This window comes from Alteromonas sp. H02 (assembly GCF_059682525.1).
The window spans coordinates 800,295-815,388 of record NZ_CM185021.1 but is presented as its reverse complement, the minus strand read 5'-3'; the positions used below and the strand labels follow the sequence as shown (position 1 = coordinate 815,388).

The following is a 15,094-nucleotide window of genomic DNA, read 5'->3' as shown; positions in this document are numbered from 1 at the left end:
AGTGGAAATCGACGCGCTGCAAATAAAAGCGCTACGGCAACAACACCAGTGGACCCAACAGCAACTCGCCGAGATGTGCGGCGTGAGTTTGCGCACCATCCAGCGCGTGGAAAAAGAAGGCAATGCCGCCACGGAAACGGTGATGAGTCTGAGTGCGGTATTTGAAGTACCGCAGCAGTCCTTACAGGTAGTGCCAGAGGCAGACTCATCCGCCTGGCAGTCTATTAACATCGGTAAGCAAACACTGAGTATTTTGTTCGCTCTGATGGTGGGTTTCGTCACCGGTGGCGCATTAATGTACTGGTTACTTAGCGCATAACCCCGTATTTTGTTGCTGGCGCTAGTACTCGTCAGGTACGGCGGGGCCAGCGTAATTATCAAAGCGTGAGAACTGGCCCTGGAAGGTTAATCGACAGGTGCCGATAGGACCATTCCGCTGCTTACCGATGATGATTTCGGCCACGCCTTTATCTTCACTGTTCTCGTGATACACCTCGTCGCGATAAATGAACATGATCAAGTCGGCATCCTGCTCAATCGAGCCCGATTCCCGCAAGTCCGAGTTGACCGGGCGTTTATCGGCCCGTTGTTCCAGACTCCGGTTAAGCTGTGAAAGCGCAATGACCGGGATGTTGAGCTCTTTAGCTAGCGCTTTGAGTGAGCGTGAAATCTCGGCAATTTCCAGCGTTCGGTTATCGCTAAGTGAAGGCACCCGCATAAGCTGCAGGTAATCCACCATGATCATGCTCAGACCGCCCCGTTCACGGGCCAGCTTTCTGGCGCGGCTACGCACGTCCATTGGCGTAAGACCCGAAGAGTCATCCACATAGATATTGTCTTTTTCTTTGAGCATTGCCATGGTGTTTGAAATACGCGCCCAGTCTTCATCGTCAAGCTGTGCGGTACGGATTTTGGTTTGATCTACCCGGCTGAGTGAGGCCAGCATACGCATCATGATCTGTTCCGACGGCATCTCAAGACTGAAAACCAGCACCGGCTTATCCTCTGCCAGCATGGCATTTTCCGCCAGGTTCATGGCGAAAGTGGTGTTGTGCACGCAAATATCTTCCGCCACAAAATTGTGCAGTTCAGGAACGGTAAGATCGTAAACCTGCTTGTTGCCAACGTACTCTATCGATTGGACTTCATCCCAGTAAAGATCAGAGTTTGCCAGCTCAGATAAATAAGAATCATCAAACAATTCAGCATAAAAACGGGCTCGGGTACGACTAAGCAAGCGACGACTTTGCCCTGACAAATGGGGATTAAATCCCTGGGGGCATTGCAATCCTTTTCGGGCAAATATCTCGGTCCAGCTGGAGCTGCCTTTTAGTTGCTTAATATAATCAACCGCAGACTCAGGCAAAGCATCTACATTTGAATGCGGGCGTTTTTCAGCCAGTGTACCGCGAGCTTCTTCCACCTCCGACTCTTTCCCCAAGATACCGATTTGCCTGATAAAACTTTCGATACCAGCACGAGAAATAATTTCAACTTCGAACTGACGGCGAGCATGGTGCTCTTTCGCCCGGAGCTTGGCAACAATCCCAAAGCGCAAAAGCAAATGCTGCACATCATTAGCCAGCGCTTCACTGGCGGTTCCATAACTAACCCGGACCTGCCCTGTCTTATAAACCGAGATACTGCCATCACAAGCAAATAAACGATTTAAGAAAAGTGCTACTGAGCCCTTAGTTGCTGAAAAAATGGCTTCAGGCACGGTTTTTTCGGGTGCAAGATAACCCCAAACCGAATGCTCTTTAAGAAACCGGACAACTGAATTTGTTTTACTAGAGCCCGCTTCATAGACAATTTGAGTCTGTTGGCCAAAATTACCCCCTAACTCGCAGCACAGAGCCTCATACCTTTGGGGCAATGGGATCGCAACCGCATTGCACCACTGGCTAATGGTTGATGGTTGCAAACCTAAACGTGCCGCCAGTGCTTTTCCACTCAGGTTCAAATTTTGCATTGCCGTTTTCAAGCAATTAGCAAACCGTTTACGCTGTTCAACTGACTTTTCCGCGCGTCCTGAAACACGGTAGCTGGGCGCTCGATAATCAAAATTAACGCGTGAAACTTTTGCGCCATTAAACTTTTCCATCGCATGAGTAAAATCTGCCACGATAGCGCGGTTCACATTGGTAAATATCGGGTTACCTTGTGTTGTCCCACCATCAGCAACGAAGTAGGCCAATGCTTTGACTTCATGTTCTGGTAGCGACTGTTCACCGAATAACGCTAATTCTCTTGGCACACCAATACGTTCACCAACCGTAATATTTTCCAGTTTTCGCCAACCTGTACCGGTGAGGAATGGATGGGTAAGCGTAGTCTGAATTTTTCTTCCCAGTGCAGTTCGCACCTCAAAAACCGGTTTAATACCGTCGTCAACGAACTGACTTACTTTGGCGCGACACAGCGTAAAGTTGTTATCCAGTGAAGTTACCTCGCCATATTGTGTTTTAACCATCTCATCTATGGTCATACGGCGTCCTGATAAAGGATCGACAAGCCTGGAACCAGACACAATACATTTACCCATTGAGGGCCGTGCGGCAACAATGATCAGATCCGATGGCTGCATACCACTGGTTTTTTTATCCAGATCGGAAAACCCGGTGGTTACCCCGGTGACTTCCCGGTTGTCTTTAATCAGCGCTTCAAGACGGTCGATGGTTTTACCCAGCACCGACTCAATACTCTGTGGCCCTTCTGAGGCACCAGTGCGCCGTTCCGCAATCTCAAACACCTTGCTCTCGGCCATATCCAGGATATCGGCGCTGTCGCGACCTTCCGGATTATAGCCCACTTCGGCGATTTCGTTGGCTACGCCAATCAGTTCCCGGGTAATCGCCCGTTCCCGAATAATTTTGGCGTAAGCGGTAACGTTGGCAGAACTTGGCGTGTTGCGAGCCAGCTCACCCAAATAGGCAAAGCCACCAGCGTCTTCGAGCTGATCGTTATTTTCGAGTAATTCCGACACAGTAATCAGGTCGACCGGCTGACTTTGCGCCAGTAAATCAAGGATTGCCTTAAACACAATTTGATGCGAGCGGTTATAAAACTCAGCATCGGTAACCAGCTCAGACACCTTATCCCAGGATTCCGGATCGATAAGCATACTACCCAGCACGGCCTGCTCAGCTTCAATGCTGTGCGGCGGCACCTTGAGTTTTTCTACGCTTTTGTCGGAACTGGCCGGAACAACTTTCACCTGACGATATACCTGAATAATTTGCAAGGAGGTTATTATGCGATATTTAGCGCCTGCTTGCATCGTTTGTTAGGGGAAAATGATCCTTTATCATGGCGAAGGCTATATACTAAAGTTCAAAACCAAGGCCGTTCGCCAAACAGGAATGTCATGAAGAAAACGTCATTATTACTGCTAATTTCCGGGCTAATTTCAATCAGTGCAACTGCCAGCGAAACACTGGTAGCGCTGGAGAGTTATCCCGAGCCAGGCGCGTCGCGCCCGATGCCAACATTTAAAGTGGATGCCAGTTGGCCTGATTTACCCGATACCTGGATAATCGGTCAGGTGCCCGGTCTGGCGGTGGATAAAGCCGATAACCTGTGGTTATTGCACCGCCCCAACTCGCTGAGCCCGCTTGATTTGGCCCTGGAGCAAACGCCGCCAACCGGCGTATGTTGTGAAGCTGCTCCCCATGTGGTGCAAATCTCCCCCACCGGACGAGTGAAAAACAGCTGGGGTGGCGAGTCCATCGCGCCGGAGATTGACGGTGTTAACCAATGGCCGCAAACCGTACACGGCTTATTTGTAGACGATAACAACACGGTTTGGCTGGGCGGCAACGGCAAAGGCGATCACGTGGTACTGAATTTTACCGCGGAGGGTAAATTCATTCGCCAGTTTGGTACGCGTAACAGCACAGAAGGTAACCAGAGCAAACAATCGCTGGGCAACCCGGCAGATATCTATCACGATACCCATACCAATGAAGTGGTTATCGCCGACGGCTATATCAATAAGCGCATTATTGGTTTTAACACCAACGACAATGGGTTTTCGCAATACTGGGGCGCCTATGCCGCCATCCCCGGTGGCGGCACACGCGCGGGCGATTTTGATGTATCCCAGGCCACCGCGGGGGCTGATAACATCAACACCGATGCGCCCAACTTTGGCGATATTGTGCACTGCGTGACAAAATCTGATAACGGCCTGATTTACGTGTGCGACAGGCGCAATAACCGCCTGCAGGTGTTTAAAAACGATGCCAGCGGCAAGGCTGTTTTCGTGCGGGATGTAGTGATCGCAGGTGACACCATGGGCCTTGGCACTGCTACCGATGTAGCGTTTTCTCCAGATAACAAGTACATGTATGTGGCCGATATGATGAACGGCCGTATCTGGGTACTCTGGCACGACACCTATGAAGTACTTGGCAGCTTTGGCCGTCCCGGCCGTTACCCAGGTCAGTTTACCTGGCTGCACAGCGTGGTGGCCGACAGTAAAGGTAACCTTTATACCTCTGAAGTCTCTACCGGCAGACGGGTACAAAAACTGGTGCTCGTACAGTAAATCATTAAACGCGGGGGCGGAGTCACTCTATGGTTCTGTCTTCCGGGCCTGATTGGGTCTCCACCCCGTTACAAAGAACCGCTCCCCCTTCCCTGACAGTCAGCTCTCCCAGGTTTATGATATGGTGGTATTTTCTTATTCACTTATCCATCAGAGACCACACAATGAAGTATCCATGGGCCATTCATTTCCTCGCCTGTATCGCTCTCTTATCCACCGGTGTCTTGCATGCTGAGCAACTGCGGGCCAGAGACTTAAACATCAAGCCCGGTGTTTTACCCGCAGGTAAACTCAACGCCATTACAGACGTAGTCGGTGTCAAAGTAGGACACGTAACCTTGCATCAGGGCAAAGCGCAACACACAGGCGTGACCGCGATCATTCCGGCCAGTGGCAATTTACGCCACAACAAAGTGCCTGCGGCGGTTTTTGTGGGAAACGGTTACGGCAAAATGGCCGGCATCAGCCAGATACAGGAACTCGGTGAAATCGAAACACCCATTGTGCTCACCAATACCTTAAATGTAGCCGAGGGCATTGCAGGCGTGGTGGAATGGACGCTGCAACAGCCTGGCAACGAGCAGGTGCGCTCAGTGAATGCTGTGGTGGGTGAAACCAACGACGGCTACCTTAATGATATCCGCGCCAGATACGTTACCCGACAACGTGTTATTCAGGCCATTGAAAATGCTGATAGTGGCATTGTTGCAGAAGGCAATGTCGGCGCAGGCGCTGGTACCCGTGCGTTCGGTTTTAAAGGCGGCATTGGTACCAGTAGTCGTGAACTGCCCGCAAGCCTGGGTGGCTATACCCTTGGTGTACTGGTACAGAGTAACTTTGGCGGCATTTTGCAAATCGATGGTCAGCCGATAGGTGAAAAGCTGGGCCAGTATTACCTGTCAGATGCGCTCAATAATGATAGCTCAGCAGACGGCTCGATTATGATTGTGGTGGCTACCGATGCGCCGCTGTCAGACCGTAACCTCTATCGTCTTGCTAAGCGGGCTATGGGAGGCGTGGCGAGAACCGGCGCCAGTCTGACTAACGGTTCCGGCGATTACGTTATCGCGTTCAGTACCGCCGAGGCTCTGCGCCGCAGCGAAAAAGACAGTACTCATCTTGCTCCGTCTTTGTCGAACAACGAAGTATCGCCGTTGTTTCAGGCAGTGATAGAAGCCACCGAAGAGGCTATTTATAACAGTTTGCTGATGGCCGAAGATGTAGACGGACATCGTGGTAAAACTCATTCGTTACCCATCAATAAAGTTAAAGCTGTGCTAAGTCAGTAACCCGCTGCAGACTTTAAGCGTCTCATTTCATGTGCACTTTGCCGCCTATCATTTTGTAGGCGGGCACGCCCCGAATAAGGGTATCCCGGGCAAATTCCTGACCACAGCCAGGGCAGTGACACGGAGTTGTGGTGTGATCTTCAACAATTCGTTCCTTGAAGCACTTTACCAGTGCGCCCTTACCGCCCTTTCGATACTTAAAAAGCGGCGTCTTGCATTGTAAACAGGAAATCTGGACGGTTTTAACCGGCCCTTTTTTATTTGGTTTTGCCATGAAGTTGTGAAGTGGTTAACAAGGCTGGTCAGGGTAACAAAGATTTCCGTTGAGGTCCGGGGGGGCTAAAAAAAAGACTCATTTGGTTGAACCTGATTATTTATGAAATATGCGCCTAATAGCACTTCCCCCATATGTTGTAAATTGGAAGTACTGGCCGCCAGCGCCCAGTCGCACGGCAGCACCGTAACCTTCATCGGAGCACTATTTTTACCAGTGCTCCGAATGTTCTACTTTTCAAATTACTACATTGATGGTGGGTTTATTACCGGCATAGTGTCACAAGTAATCGAATTCACATAGATTGGACGACTACCAATCATTTCAATAGCAATCACATAAGTGGTACCGTCTTCTCTGGTGCCGGTTGTCACCAGATATTCATTATCCCTGCCTATGAGCTGTGATACCGTTCGACACTGCGACCAACGTCCAAACAAGGCTCTGGCTTCAGCGCCAGACGATCGGGTCGAACCATCATCAGCGATGCCGGAAGCACCGTTGGCTGCAAAATATCCCTCAAATGTCCGCCCCTGAGACGTTGTACTTCTCTGCATGTCTACCGACTTTGCTGGAGTAGGACCTGTAAACACAATTGTTATGACTAAAAGTGAACCATCTTCAAATTCAATGACTAATGGTACAGTCATTAAATCTTCGTAATTGACAGAAACAACAACATTCGCCAACGAGAATGACAAATCAACCGATATTTGGTTTAGATAATCAACATTGCTGTCGTATTCATACACGCTATCGATAATCCCATTAATCAATGCCTCGCAGCTTGAAGCAACCTTGTAGGCAATGGCAGAAGGGCAATCTACGCTGCTATAGCCTGATCCTGAATTAATTCTGCTCTGACCGGGTGTAAGATTTTCAATATTAATATTGTTACTATTCACAATATTAGCTTCCGATATTTCCTCAAAACTCAGCTTTTCCCGAAGCGTTCTATGCAGCCCATCAACGGTGATAAAATCACTAACGATATTATTCAGTGAAGCCGGTGTTGGCTGCGAGGTAACGGTCACCGTGCCGAGCATATCTTTACTTGCCAGGTAGTAATCAGATGTGCCACTTTCAACATCGATTATAAGTATTGTTGCGGATTGCAAAGAGGGTGACGTATTCGAACCGCAACTCGGATCATTTGGGTTTTGCTCACATTCCCAATTTTGGGTATCGCCGATTAACATATTACCAAGCGCTTGTATGTATGAGTCGTCATACATCGAACAGGCACTCTCTCCACCGTTAATAACGGAGTTACAAACAATGAGTTGGTTTACCAGTGGTTGAGATAATGACTGAGTTTGCTCGGCAGCAGTGTTTGCGGAATACAACACAGCATGGATGAAAGCCAGTAAAGTTATGAGTTTTTTTACCATGTTAACATATTCCTTTATGTAAATTTGATGAAATTTAAGCATAACACGCTGTTTTTTTAAATCAAATTCCCCATCAGTGTCAGGTTAACCGCCAGGGTCGGTTTAAATTACTCAGGCTTGCTGTGGTGCTCCCGGGAGACATTTCTTATCGTCATACCGGCCACCGCGCCGGTATCTTCGTAACAACCTAGCTGCCGGCAAATGTTTGTTTGGATGAGTAAGCCTGTTCAGGAGATCCCGGATAAGTGCTTCGCACTTTCCGATGTATGGACTCCTCCCCCCGAGGGAGGTAGGTTATTTCTTGCACAAAAAAACCGGAGTCCATACATGTATCAAGATAACGTAATTGCCCTGGATTTAGCAAAAAATGTTATTCAGGTTTGTATTTTAGATAAGCAAAACCAAGTTAAAACCAATCGAGAGTTACGCCGTCAGCAGGTGCCTGGCTGGTTAGCCAAACAAGCGCCATCTGTTGTTGCCATGGAAGCCTGTGGCAGTGCCCATTACTGGGCGAAGCAGGCACGGGCTTTAGGTCATCTGCCCGTACTCATATCGGCCCGCTTCGTGAAAAAGTTTGTTGAGGGCCATAAAACAGATAAGAATGATGCGATAGCGATTGGCATCGCGGCGCGACAACCAAACTTAAAACCGGTGGCCATAAAAAGTGATGACCAGTTAGCACTGCAGGCAATGGAGAAGATGCGTAAGCATTATCAGGATATCGCGATTGCCACCAGTAACCTTATCCGCGCTATCGTGTTTGAGTTCGGCCTTGTGATACCACAAGGAGAGAAAGCCTTCCGTGAACGCATCCCCGATATCCTGGAAGATGCCGAGAATGGGCTACCCATGATGCTTCGGGCACCGCTTCATCAACAATATCAGTTCTGGATAAGTTTAAAGCAACACGTCAGGGAGGCTGAAAAGCAGCTCCGCGCTCAACTGAAAACACATGAGCAATGTCACGAATTACAGAAGCTCGATGGCGTGGGGCCGGTGAATGCCCTGAACCTGTATCTTGCACTCGGGACGCGCGGTGAAGCCTTCAAGAACGGTCGGGAGGCGGCAGCCTGTATTGGCCTGACGCCCAAACAGCATAGCAGCGGTGGCAAAGTCGTCATGCTGGGTATCAGTCAGCGCATCGCCAAGAAACAACTCAGAGCGAACCTTATTCAGGGCGCGCTGGCTAAAATAAAAGTCGTCGCCAAACGAGCGCCACGAAATACCCGCGAAGTCTGGATGAAACAATTAATTGAACGACGAGGATTAAGGCGAGCCGCCGTGGCATTAGCCAACAAAACCGTCAGGATGGCCTGGGCCATGGTGCACTACCAACAGCCCTATCAAGCCCCTGAGTCTGTTACCATTTAACCAGGTTCTGCAATACCCGTAATGCGACGTTAATCAGGTCAGACCGTCCCCCAAGCGCCTGTTCATCCCGGCGGTTGGAAAAACCTTTAAGCCGCAAAAGGCATGGGGGAGCGAGCACATCAATGGACCAGGCTAGCTACCTAATAAGAGTCCGAATATACGCACGCATCTCACACCTGACAGCATCGCAAATTAGGTATTGCATGACAAGAGGAGTCCATATACGGTATGACGGCAAAAAGAGATCCCGGATGATTTCTTTCGAAATCTCCGGGATGAATGAGCGACTGTGTCGCTCATTCACTTACTTACCGTTACGCGGCCGTTTACTGTGGAGACTCGTACCCGGCTGTTACCATTGCCCTCGGTGAAATCTATCCACTGGCCCGGGCCGTATTTGGCCTTGCTGACTTTGCTATCGTTGATGTTGTTACGAATGCTGCCGCCTGCGTGCGCTTCCAGTTCAAAACGGGCCGACACATCGCCACTGAAGTTCAATGTAATGCTACCACCCACGGTATCAACTTCTACATCGGCATTTTCCGCCAGGCTCATCGATACCCGCGCGTCGCCGTTCACTGAGGTCATCTCCAGATCGTCTACCTCAACCAGCTCCAGGGATGAATCACCGTTCACCGTTTCTACGCTCACTTCGCGGCTATTGCTGCGCACGTCAATTTTACCGTTAACACTCACTACCTCGAGCGGTTCTGTGCTGTCGTGCTCCACTTCAATATCGCCGTTAACCGCTTCAACAGTCAGCATGCTGGTAATCCCTTTTAGTTCGATATCACCGTTTACTGATTCAACGTTAACCTTGCCGCCCAGATTACGGCCCTCAATATCACCGTTGACCACTTCAATGGATGTACCGCCCTGTGGCCCTTCTATTTTTACATTGGCATTAACCGTTTCATAGGCAAAGCGGCTGCCTACCGGCACATAGACGGTTAGATTGTCCTTCGCTTCGTCTTTATCTTCCCAGCGATAGTGATTATTTTTAACCTCTACATCAATCACTACTGAGTTACCGCGTTTTTCAAAGGTAAACTCCTCAGTGAGTTCCCCCAGGGTACCGGTGATTCTTACCTGATTTTTATCCCAGGTTTTAATGTCGGCTTTGCCATACACGTGTTCCATTTCCACAAAGGGCTTGCTGTCGGTATCGAGCACCCGGTCGACCTTTTCCTGAGCCAGCGCGCTCGCAGACAGCAGTGCGCCTGCCACTGCCGCGCCCCAGCATATTCTCTTAATAAAAGGTTTTTTCATAAAATGTGTAGTCGTTAAAGATTGCATAATTCACCTATTAAATTTGTTGCCATTTGGGCGCGTGCACTCGCTCAATCAGGTCAATTTGTTGTTGATACACGCTTTGCAGCATTCGCAAGAGCGCCATGTTATTCGGATCGTTTTTCAAAGCGGCCTTAATTGCATCGGCCGCTGACTCAAGTTCAGCCAGCTGCCCCTGCCAGTTATCAGCCACGGCGTTCTGGTCGCGGTAAGCCACCAGTAATGAAGCCTTCTGCGATTCAAATTGTTTACTCATCTGGGCAACCACGGTGGGATTGGTAGAACCCACCGGTGGCTGGCTACCACTCATAAACAGCCACACCAGTACTGCCGGTAAAACTAAGCCAGCTGCAGCCGCCAACGGCCACCGCGAGCGCGCTGGCTGGGCAGGCGCATCATGGGTAATGGCCAGTTCGATGCCCAGCCATAAATCCCGTGATGGCTTAATATCCTCGGGCAGCTTGTCGAGCTGTCGCTTTAAATTGTCCGGATGATTATTCACTGCCTTCTCCCAACCATTCCTCTAAAAATGCTCTGGCCCGGTGATACTGGGCCTTACTGGTACCGGTTGCCATATTGAGCATGCGGCCAATCTCCTCGTGCCGATATCCTTCCACCGCATGCAGCACAAACACCAGCCTCGCCCGCTCCGGTAATCTCACAATACATTTGTCCAGTTGCGTAAGGTCTGTTGCCGGTTCAGCCAGTAATTGTTGTTCCGTTTCCGGCTCCATAGAAAACATCCGTTTTAACCACCCTCTTTGCTTACGCAGATAGCTAATGGTGATGTTGGCTGTCACGCTGTGTAGCCAGGTGGCAAACTGGCTCTTTCCGGAAAAATTGCCTAACTTCTTCCATACCTGAACAAACACTTCCTGGGTGGCATCTTCTGCCATCGCTGCATCGCCGGTTAACCGGTAGCTCAACGCATACACCTTGCCTACAAACCGGTCGTACAATTGCCGGTAGGCAACCATATCGCCCTGCTGTGCCGCTTCTATTTGCTGCTGCAGTTGATGTTGGGTAAATGCTGCTTCGGCATTTACTACATTTCCCTGTTCTACCGTCATACTGAGTGTGTCTGCTTACTTTTCTTTAGTGTTGTCAAAAGCTTTGTCGTCCGGCTGTGCTGAAAGGTTTAAATGGCAAACATAAATTTCAGCATTTTTTTGCACGAAACGGTTTTGCTGGCTGAAGTATTACTACCAATTTCGCTATACTGGTTGGCACCGGGATACTCCTCCCAGCCGTTAAAGAGGAACGATTATGCAAGTAGCCGCGTTATATGCCGGAAAACCCGCGCCGCTCGGACCAAGAAAAGCGCTATCAGCCATCTGTAAACAGCCGGCTTATTTTCTTACCGTTCATCAGGACAGAACCGACGAAGACACCCAGGCCAATAAGCGCTTGCATGGCGGCCCGGAAAAAGTGCTTCATCAGTACAGTCTCGCAGGTTACGAGTTAATAAAGCAACATTATCCGGCCCTGGCTGAGCAAGCCATAGCCGGCAGCATTGGCGAAAACCTCACTGTTGAGGGCATGACCGATGAAAATGTGATGATTGGTGATGTCTACACCTTTGGTGAAGTGGTTGTGCAAGTAGGCGCCCCACGCGCGCCCTGTAATAAAATTAACCAGCGATTTAATACACCTAATCTCGACCGTTTTACCGGCAATCACGGCATTACCGGCTGGTATTACCGGGTATTGCAAACCGGCATTATCCATACTGGCGATGGTGTTTCTCTTGAAAGCAGACCGGAGCACACTGTTAGCGTTGGTGAGCTGATGCGCAGCGTTTACAACCCCGACTATTTTGCCAGAGCCAGTCATTATGTTGACCTTGAGGTACTGGATGATGAGTGGCGGGGCAAGTGTGAGAAAGCCATCGCTAAGTCCAGGCGCTGACCATTTGACCCTGCCGCCCAAATCGGCTGCGGTATTCTGTTACGGTACATTGCTGCTGCCGCGCTATCAGCGCCGCTTATTTGGCCGTACTGTCACCGCCGCACCCGCAGTTTTACGCGGATGGCGCTTGCGCATGGGCTACGACGGCTATCGGTTTATCCAGCCTTCGCCGCACCAAAGCGTGCGCGGCTCACTCCTCTGGCTAACGCCTGAACAACTAAAAGCGGCAGACCACTGGGAGGACGTCCCTTATTACCAACGGGAAAGGGTTTGTCTGCGTTTACGTAATAAAGCCATCCAGGCCTGGGTTTACACCCGCCGGCAAGGCAAAGGCCGCTCCTGCCCGGAGCGACGCTTTACTGCCCACAGCAGTGCCCGCCTGATGCTTCGTTCTTACCGCCATCTATTCCAGGCGTAACGCCCCACCAGCTGCACATTAATTAACCACAAAGGTGGCAAATCACCGGGTTTGAGTGTTTAATTATTAACCAGGCGACCCTAATAGCAGGAGGCAACATGGATGTAGAAACGATGATAGACGAGATACTGGTTAAAGAAGGCGGCTATGTGAACCATCCGGCAGACCGTGGCGGCCCCACTAATTTCGGCATTACCCAAAAAACCCTCTCCCGCTATCTGGAAGTGGCCGTTACAGCTGATATGGTAAAAGCCCTGGATGTGGAAACCGCCAGAGACATCTACGAGCTCAATTATTACCGCGTGCCACGCATCGATAAACTTCCGCCGCCTATTCAGCCTTTCCTGTTCGACAGTGCAGTAAATCACGGGCCGCGGCGAGCCATCAAATTTTTACAGGAAGTCTGTAATGACGCAGGTTATGGCCCGTTAGTGGTAGATGGCCTTATGGGACCTAAAAGTAAAGCCCAGGCCTATGCGTGTTTACAGGAACTGGGCGACTGGATGGTTGTAGCACTGGTTGAAGAACGCCAGATGTTCTACTCCGATATTGTAACCAATGACGCCAGCCAGAATGTCTTTCTGAAAGGCTGGCTGGCCAGAGCCAGAAGCTTCTTACCTGACTACCGCGTGGCCTAGGAGAAACGGTTATGAGCAAACTCTTTGAAAACCCCATCTCGGCAATTACCGATTCCGTCTCTAAAGGCGTAGAAACTGTGGCTGGCGTATTTACTTCCAACAAAGAAAAAGACGCACAACGTTCCGCCGACGAACAAATGGCGCTGTTAAAAACCTATCAGGCCGAGTTTAATGCGCGCCAAAACCGCACCTGGGCAGATTCACTGGCCGATGCATTTAACCGCCTTATCCGGCCCATGATAGTGTCACTGATCCTGTTCATCTTTGTGATCGCTTATTTTTCGCCCACCCACCTTGCCGAAATAACCCTGGCCTTAAGTTCAATCCCCGACGGCTACTGGACACTACTAAGCGTGATTATTGCCTTTTACTTCGGTGGTAGAATGCAGCTAAAAAGCCAGCAGTTTAAGTTTAGTGAGACTCAGGCACAGGCAGTTAAGGCACTGATAGAAACCAAAGCAGAATTCAGAAAGCTGGAAATGAATAACGATGAGCCCGACAAAGTGTTTGGCGATACGCTGGCCAAAGAGTCCGACTTTGATACCTCACGGGCTAATCAGGTTAACCCTGTGGTGGAGGCAGCGCTGATAAACATGAAGGAAGATGGTGCCCCGAATGCAGAAGATAGCCAGAGCAGAAAGGCTTTGCAGGCGAAAATCGCCGAGATGCAACAGGAAGATGAACAGCAGGTGATATCGCGGCGCCGCTTTGGCCCTCGTAAACTGGGCCGTCGCTAGAAAGTATTATTACAATCATAAAAAAACCGCGCCGGAGCGCGGTTTTTTGTAAATCACTTAGCGCTTACGCCTGAGCGATGATAACTACTTTAGCAGTTGCCATTACGTCAGAGTGTAATTGCAGGTCGATGTCGTACTCGCCAGTTTCACGCAGGGTACCGGTAGGCAGTTTAACTTCTGCTTTCGCTACTTCTACGCCAGCTGCAGTAATCGCATCAGCGATGTCCTGAGTACCAACAGAACCGAACAGTTTGCCTTCTTCACCCGCTGGTGCAGCAATAGTTACTTCGCCAAGCTCAGCAACCTTGTCGGCACGCGCCTGAGCAGCAGCCAGCTGTTCAGCGATTTTCGCTTCCAGCTCTGCGCGACGCGCTTCAAATTTTTCAACGTTTGCTTTGGTTGCAGGCACTGCTTTACCCTGTGGGAAAAGGAAGTTACGTGCAAAGCCAGCTTTAACTGTGACAGTGTCACCCAGACCGCCTAAGTTGGCGATTTTATCCAGTAGAATGATTTCCATCGATGCTACCCCTTATTCTTCGCCAGATTACTTATGAGAGTCAGTGTACGGAAGCAGTGCAAGAAAACGTGCACGCTTGATAGCACTAGACAGTTGGCGCTGGTATTTAGCGCTGGTGCCGGTAATACGGCTAGGTACAATTTTACCGCTTTCTGTTACGTAGTTTTTCAACGTAGCGATATCTTTGTAATCAATCTCAACAACACCTTCTGCAGAGAAACGGCAGAATTTACGACGTCTGAAAAAACGAGCCATGATTAATTCTCCTTATTCTTCGCTTGATGCTGCAGGTTTTTCTGCGCGCTCGCCACGAGGTGCAGAATCTTCACGACGTTCGCGACGCTCTTCCTTCATCATAGGAGAAGCTTCAGTTACCGCACCTTTGGTACGCATAACCATGTTACGCAGGATAACATCGTTGAAACGGAAAGCAGTTTCCAGTTCAGCAACAGCTTCAGCAGTCGCTTCAGCGTTGATCAGAACGTAGTGTGCTTTATGCAGTTTTTCGATTGGGTAAGCCAGTTGACGACGGCCCCAGTCTTCCAAGCGATGGATTTGTCCGCCATCTGCTTTCAGGATTGTGGTATAACGCTCGATCATACCTGGTACTTGTTCACTCTGGTCAGGGTGAACCATAAAAACGATTTCGTAATGACGCATTAAAACGCTCCTTACGGTTGTAGCCTCGCGCAGTACAGCCATCTGCATGGAG

The 15,094-nt window shown here is 49.8% G+C and carries 17 protein-coding genes; 8 read left to right on the top strand and 9 right to left on the bottom strand.

All coding sequences use genetic code 11. The annotated features are described in order from the left end of the window. Position 1: 1 nt before the first annotated feature. On the top strand, positions 2–319 hold the full coding sequence (locus AC566Q_RS03675) for a helix-turn-helix domain-containing protein (protein ID WP_499613828.1): 318 nt from the start codon (positions 2–4) through the stop codon (positions 317–319). Between the two features lie 21 nt (positions 320–340). Here AC566Q_RS03675 and dnaB read toward each other — a convergent pair whose 3' ends face one another. Continuing rightward, positions 341–3,280, bottom strand: a complete 2,940-nt coding sequence (dnaB, locus tag AC566Q_RS03670) for a replicative DNA helicase (RefSeq protein WP_499613826.1) — start codon at positions 3,278–3,280, stop codon at positions 341–343. Between the two features lie 87 nt (positions 3,281–3,367). Between dnaB and AC566Q_RS03665 the strand changes: the two genes are divergently transcribed. Both AC566Q_RS03665 and AC566Q_RS03660 read left to right on the top strand, forming a co-directional pair. Beyond that, complete coding sequence (locus AC566Q_RS03665) at positions 3,368–4,549, top strand: NHL repeat-containing protein (RefSeq protein ID WP_499613823.1); 1,182 nt, start codon at positions 3,368–3,370, stop codon at positions 4,547–4,549. Between the two features lie 164 nt (positions 4,550–4,713). Further along, complete coding sequence (locus AC566Q_RS03660) at positions 4,714–5,838, top strand: P1 family peptidase (RefSeq protein WP_483309841.1); 1,125 nt, start codon at positions 4,714–4,716, stop codon at positions 5,836–5,838. A gap of 22 nt (positions 5,839–5,860) precedes the next feature. On the opposite strand, the gene AC566Q_RS03655 is transcribed toward AC566Q_RS03660, so the two are convergent. Beyond that, positions 5,861–6,112, bottom strand: coding sequence for a hypothetical protein (locus AC566Q_RS03655; RefSeq protein ID WP_499613820.1), 252 nt, complete (start codon positions 6,110–6,112; stop codon positions 5,861–5,863). A gap of 245 nt (positions 6,113–6,357) precedes the next feature. Beyond that, positions 6,358–7,503, bottom strand: a complete 1,146-nt coding sequence (locus tag AC566Q_RS03650; protein WP_483309842.1) for a hypothetical protein — start codon at positions 7,501–7,503, stop codon at positions 6,358–6,360. A 327-nt stretch (positions 7,504–7,830) separates the two neighbouring features. Between AC566Q_RS03650 and AC566Q_RS03645 the strand changes: the two genes are divergently transcribed. Further along, positions 7,831–8,874, top strand: a complete 1,044-nt coding sequence (locus AC566Q_RS03645; RefSeq protein WP_499613817.1) for an IS110 family RNA-guided transposase — start codon at positions 7,831–7,833, stop codon at positions 8,872–8,874. A 300-nt stretch (positions 8,875–9,174) separates the two neighbouring features. Here the strand turns inward: AC566Q_RS03645 and AC566Q_RS03640 are convergent, their stop codons facing one another. From AC566Q_RS03640 to AC566Q_RS03630, 3 genes are read right to left on the bottom strand one after another with little or no spacing between them, the layout of a single operon-like run. After that, the gene (locus AC566Q_RS03640) at positions 9,175–10,143 is read right to left on the bottom strand and encodes a DUF4097 family beta strand repeat-containing protein (RefSeq protein WP_499613814.1); all 969 of its coding nucleotides are present in this window, start codon (positions 10,141–10,143) and stop codon (positions 9,175–9,177) included. Positions 10,144–10,180: 37 nt separating this feature from the next. Next, the gene (locus tag AC566Q_RS03635; protein ID WP_499613811.1) at positions 10,181–10,666 is read right to left on the bottom strand and encodes a hypothetical protein; all 486 of its coding nucleotides are present in this window, start codon (positions 10,664–10,666) and stop codon (positions 10,181–10,183) included. After that, the gene (locus AC566Q_RS03630; protein ID WP_499613808.1) at positions 10,659–11,234 is read right to left on the bottom strand and encodes an RNA polymerase sigma factor; all 576 of its coding nucleotides are present in this window, start codon (positions 11,232–11,234) and stop codon (positions 10,659–10,661) included. The genes AC566Q_RS03635 and AC566Q_RS03630 overlap by 8 nt, the downstream gene beginning before the upstream one ends. 196 nt (positions 11,235–11,430) lie before the next feature. On the opposite strand from AC566Q_RS03630, the gene AC566Q_RS03625 reads away from it, so the two are divergent. The 4 genes from AC566Q_RS03625 to AC566Q_RS03610 all read left to right on the top strand — a co-directional run bounded on the left by AC566Q_RS03625 (position 11,431) and on the right by AC566Q_RS03610 (position 13,865). Beyond that, positions 11,431–12,072 (top strand): MOSC domain-containing protein, encoded by a 642-nt coding sequence (locus AC566Q_RS03625; RefSeq protein WP_499613805.1) that lies wholly within the window; start codon positions 11,431–11,433, stop codon positions 12,070–12,072. Between the two features lie 4 nt (positions 12,073–12,076). Next, the gene (locus tag AC566Q_RS03620; RefSeq protein ID WP_499613802.1) at positions 12,077–12,490 is read left to right on the top strand and encodes a gamma-glutamylcyclotransferase family protein; all 414 of its coding nucleotides are present in this window, start codon (positions 12,077–12,079) and stop codon (positions 12,488–12,490) included. A 98-nt stretch (positions 12,491–12,588) separates the two neighbouring features. Then, on the top strand, positions 12,589–13,128 hold the full coding sequence (locus AC566Q_RS03615; protein WP_499613799.1) for a glycoside hydrolase family 108 protein: 540 nt from the start codon (positions 12,589–12,591) through the stop codon (positions 13,126–13,128). Between the two features lie 11 nt (positions 13,129–13,139). Continuing rightward, positions 13,140–13,865, top strand: coding sequence for a 3TM-type holin (locus AC566Q_RS03610; protein ID WP_499613795.1), 726 nt, complete (start codon positions 13,140–13,142; stop codon positions 13,863–13,865). Positions 13,866–13,929: 64 nt separating this feature from the next. Here the strand turns inward: AC566Q_RS03610 and rplI are convergent, their stop codons facing one another. Genes rplI through rpsF form a run of 3 tightly spaced genes read right to left on the bottom strand, consistent with a single transcriptional unit; the run spans position 13,930 to position 15,042 of the window. Next, positions 13,930–14,382 carry a 50S ribosomal protein L9 gene (gene rplI, locus AC566Q_RS03605; RefSeq protein ID WP_499613794.1) on the bottom strand — a complete coding sequence of 151 codons (453 nt, stop codon included), beginning with the start codon at positions 14,380–14,382 and terminating at the stop codon, positions 13,930–13,932. Positions 14,383–14,409: 27 nt separating this feature from the next. Further along, complete coding sequence (gene rpsR / locus AC566Q_RS03600) at positions 14,410–14,637, bottom strand: 30S ribosomal protein S18 (protein ID WP_070178620.1); 228 nt, start codon at positions 14,635–14,637, stop codon at positions 14,410–14,412. A 12-nt stretch (positions 14,638–14,649) separates the two neighbouring features. Then, a complete protein-coding gene (gene rpsF, locus AC566Q_RS03595) occupies positions 14,650–15,042 on the bottom strand; it encodes a 30S ribosomal protein S6 (protein WP_123323922.1) in 393 nt (130 codons plus the stop codon). Between the last annotated feature and the right edge of the window lie 52 nt (positions 15,043–15,094).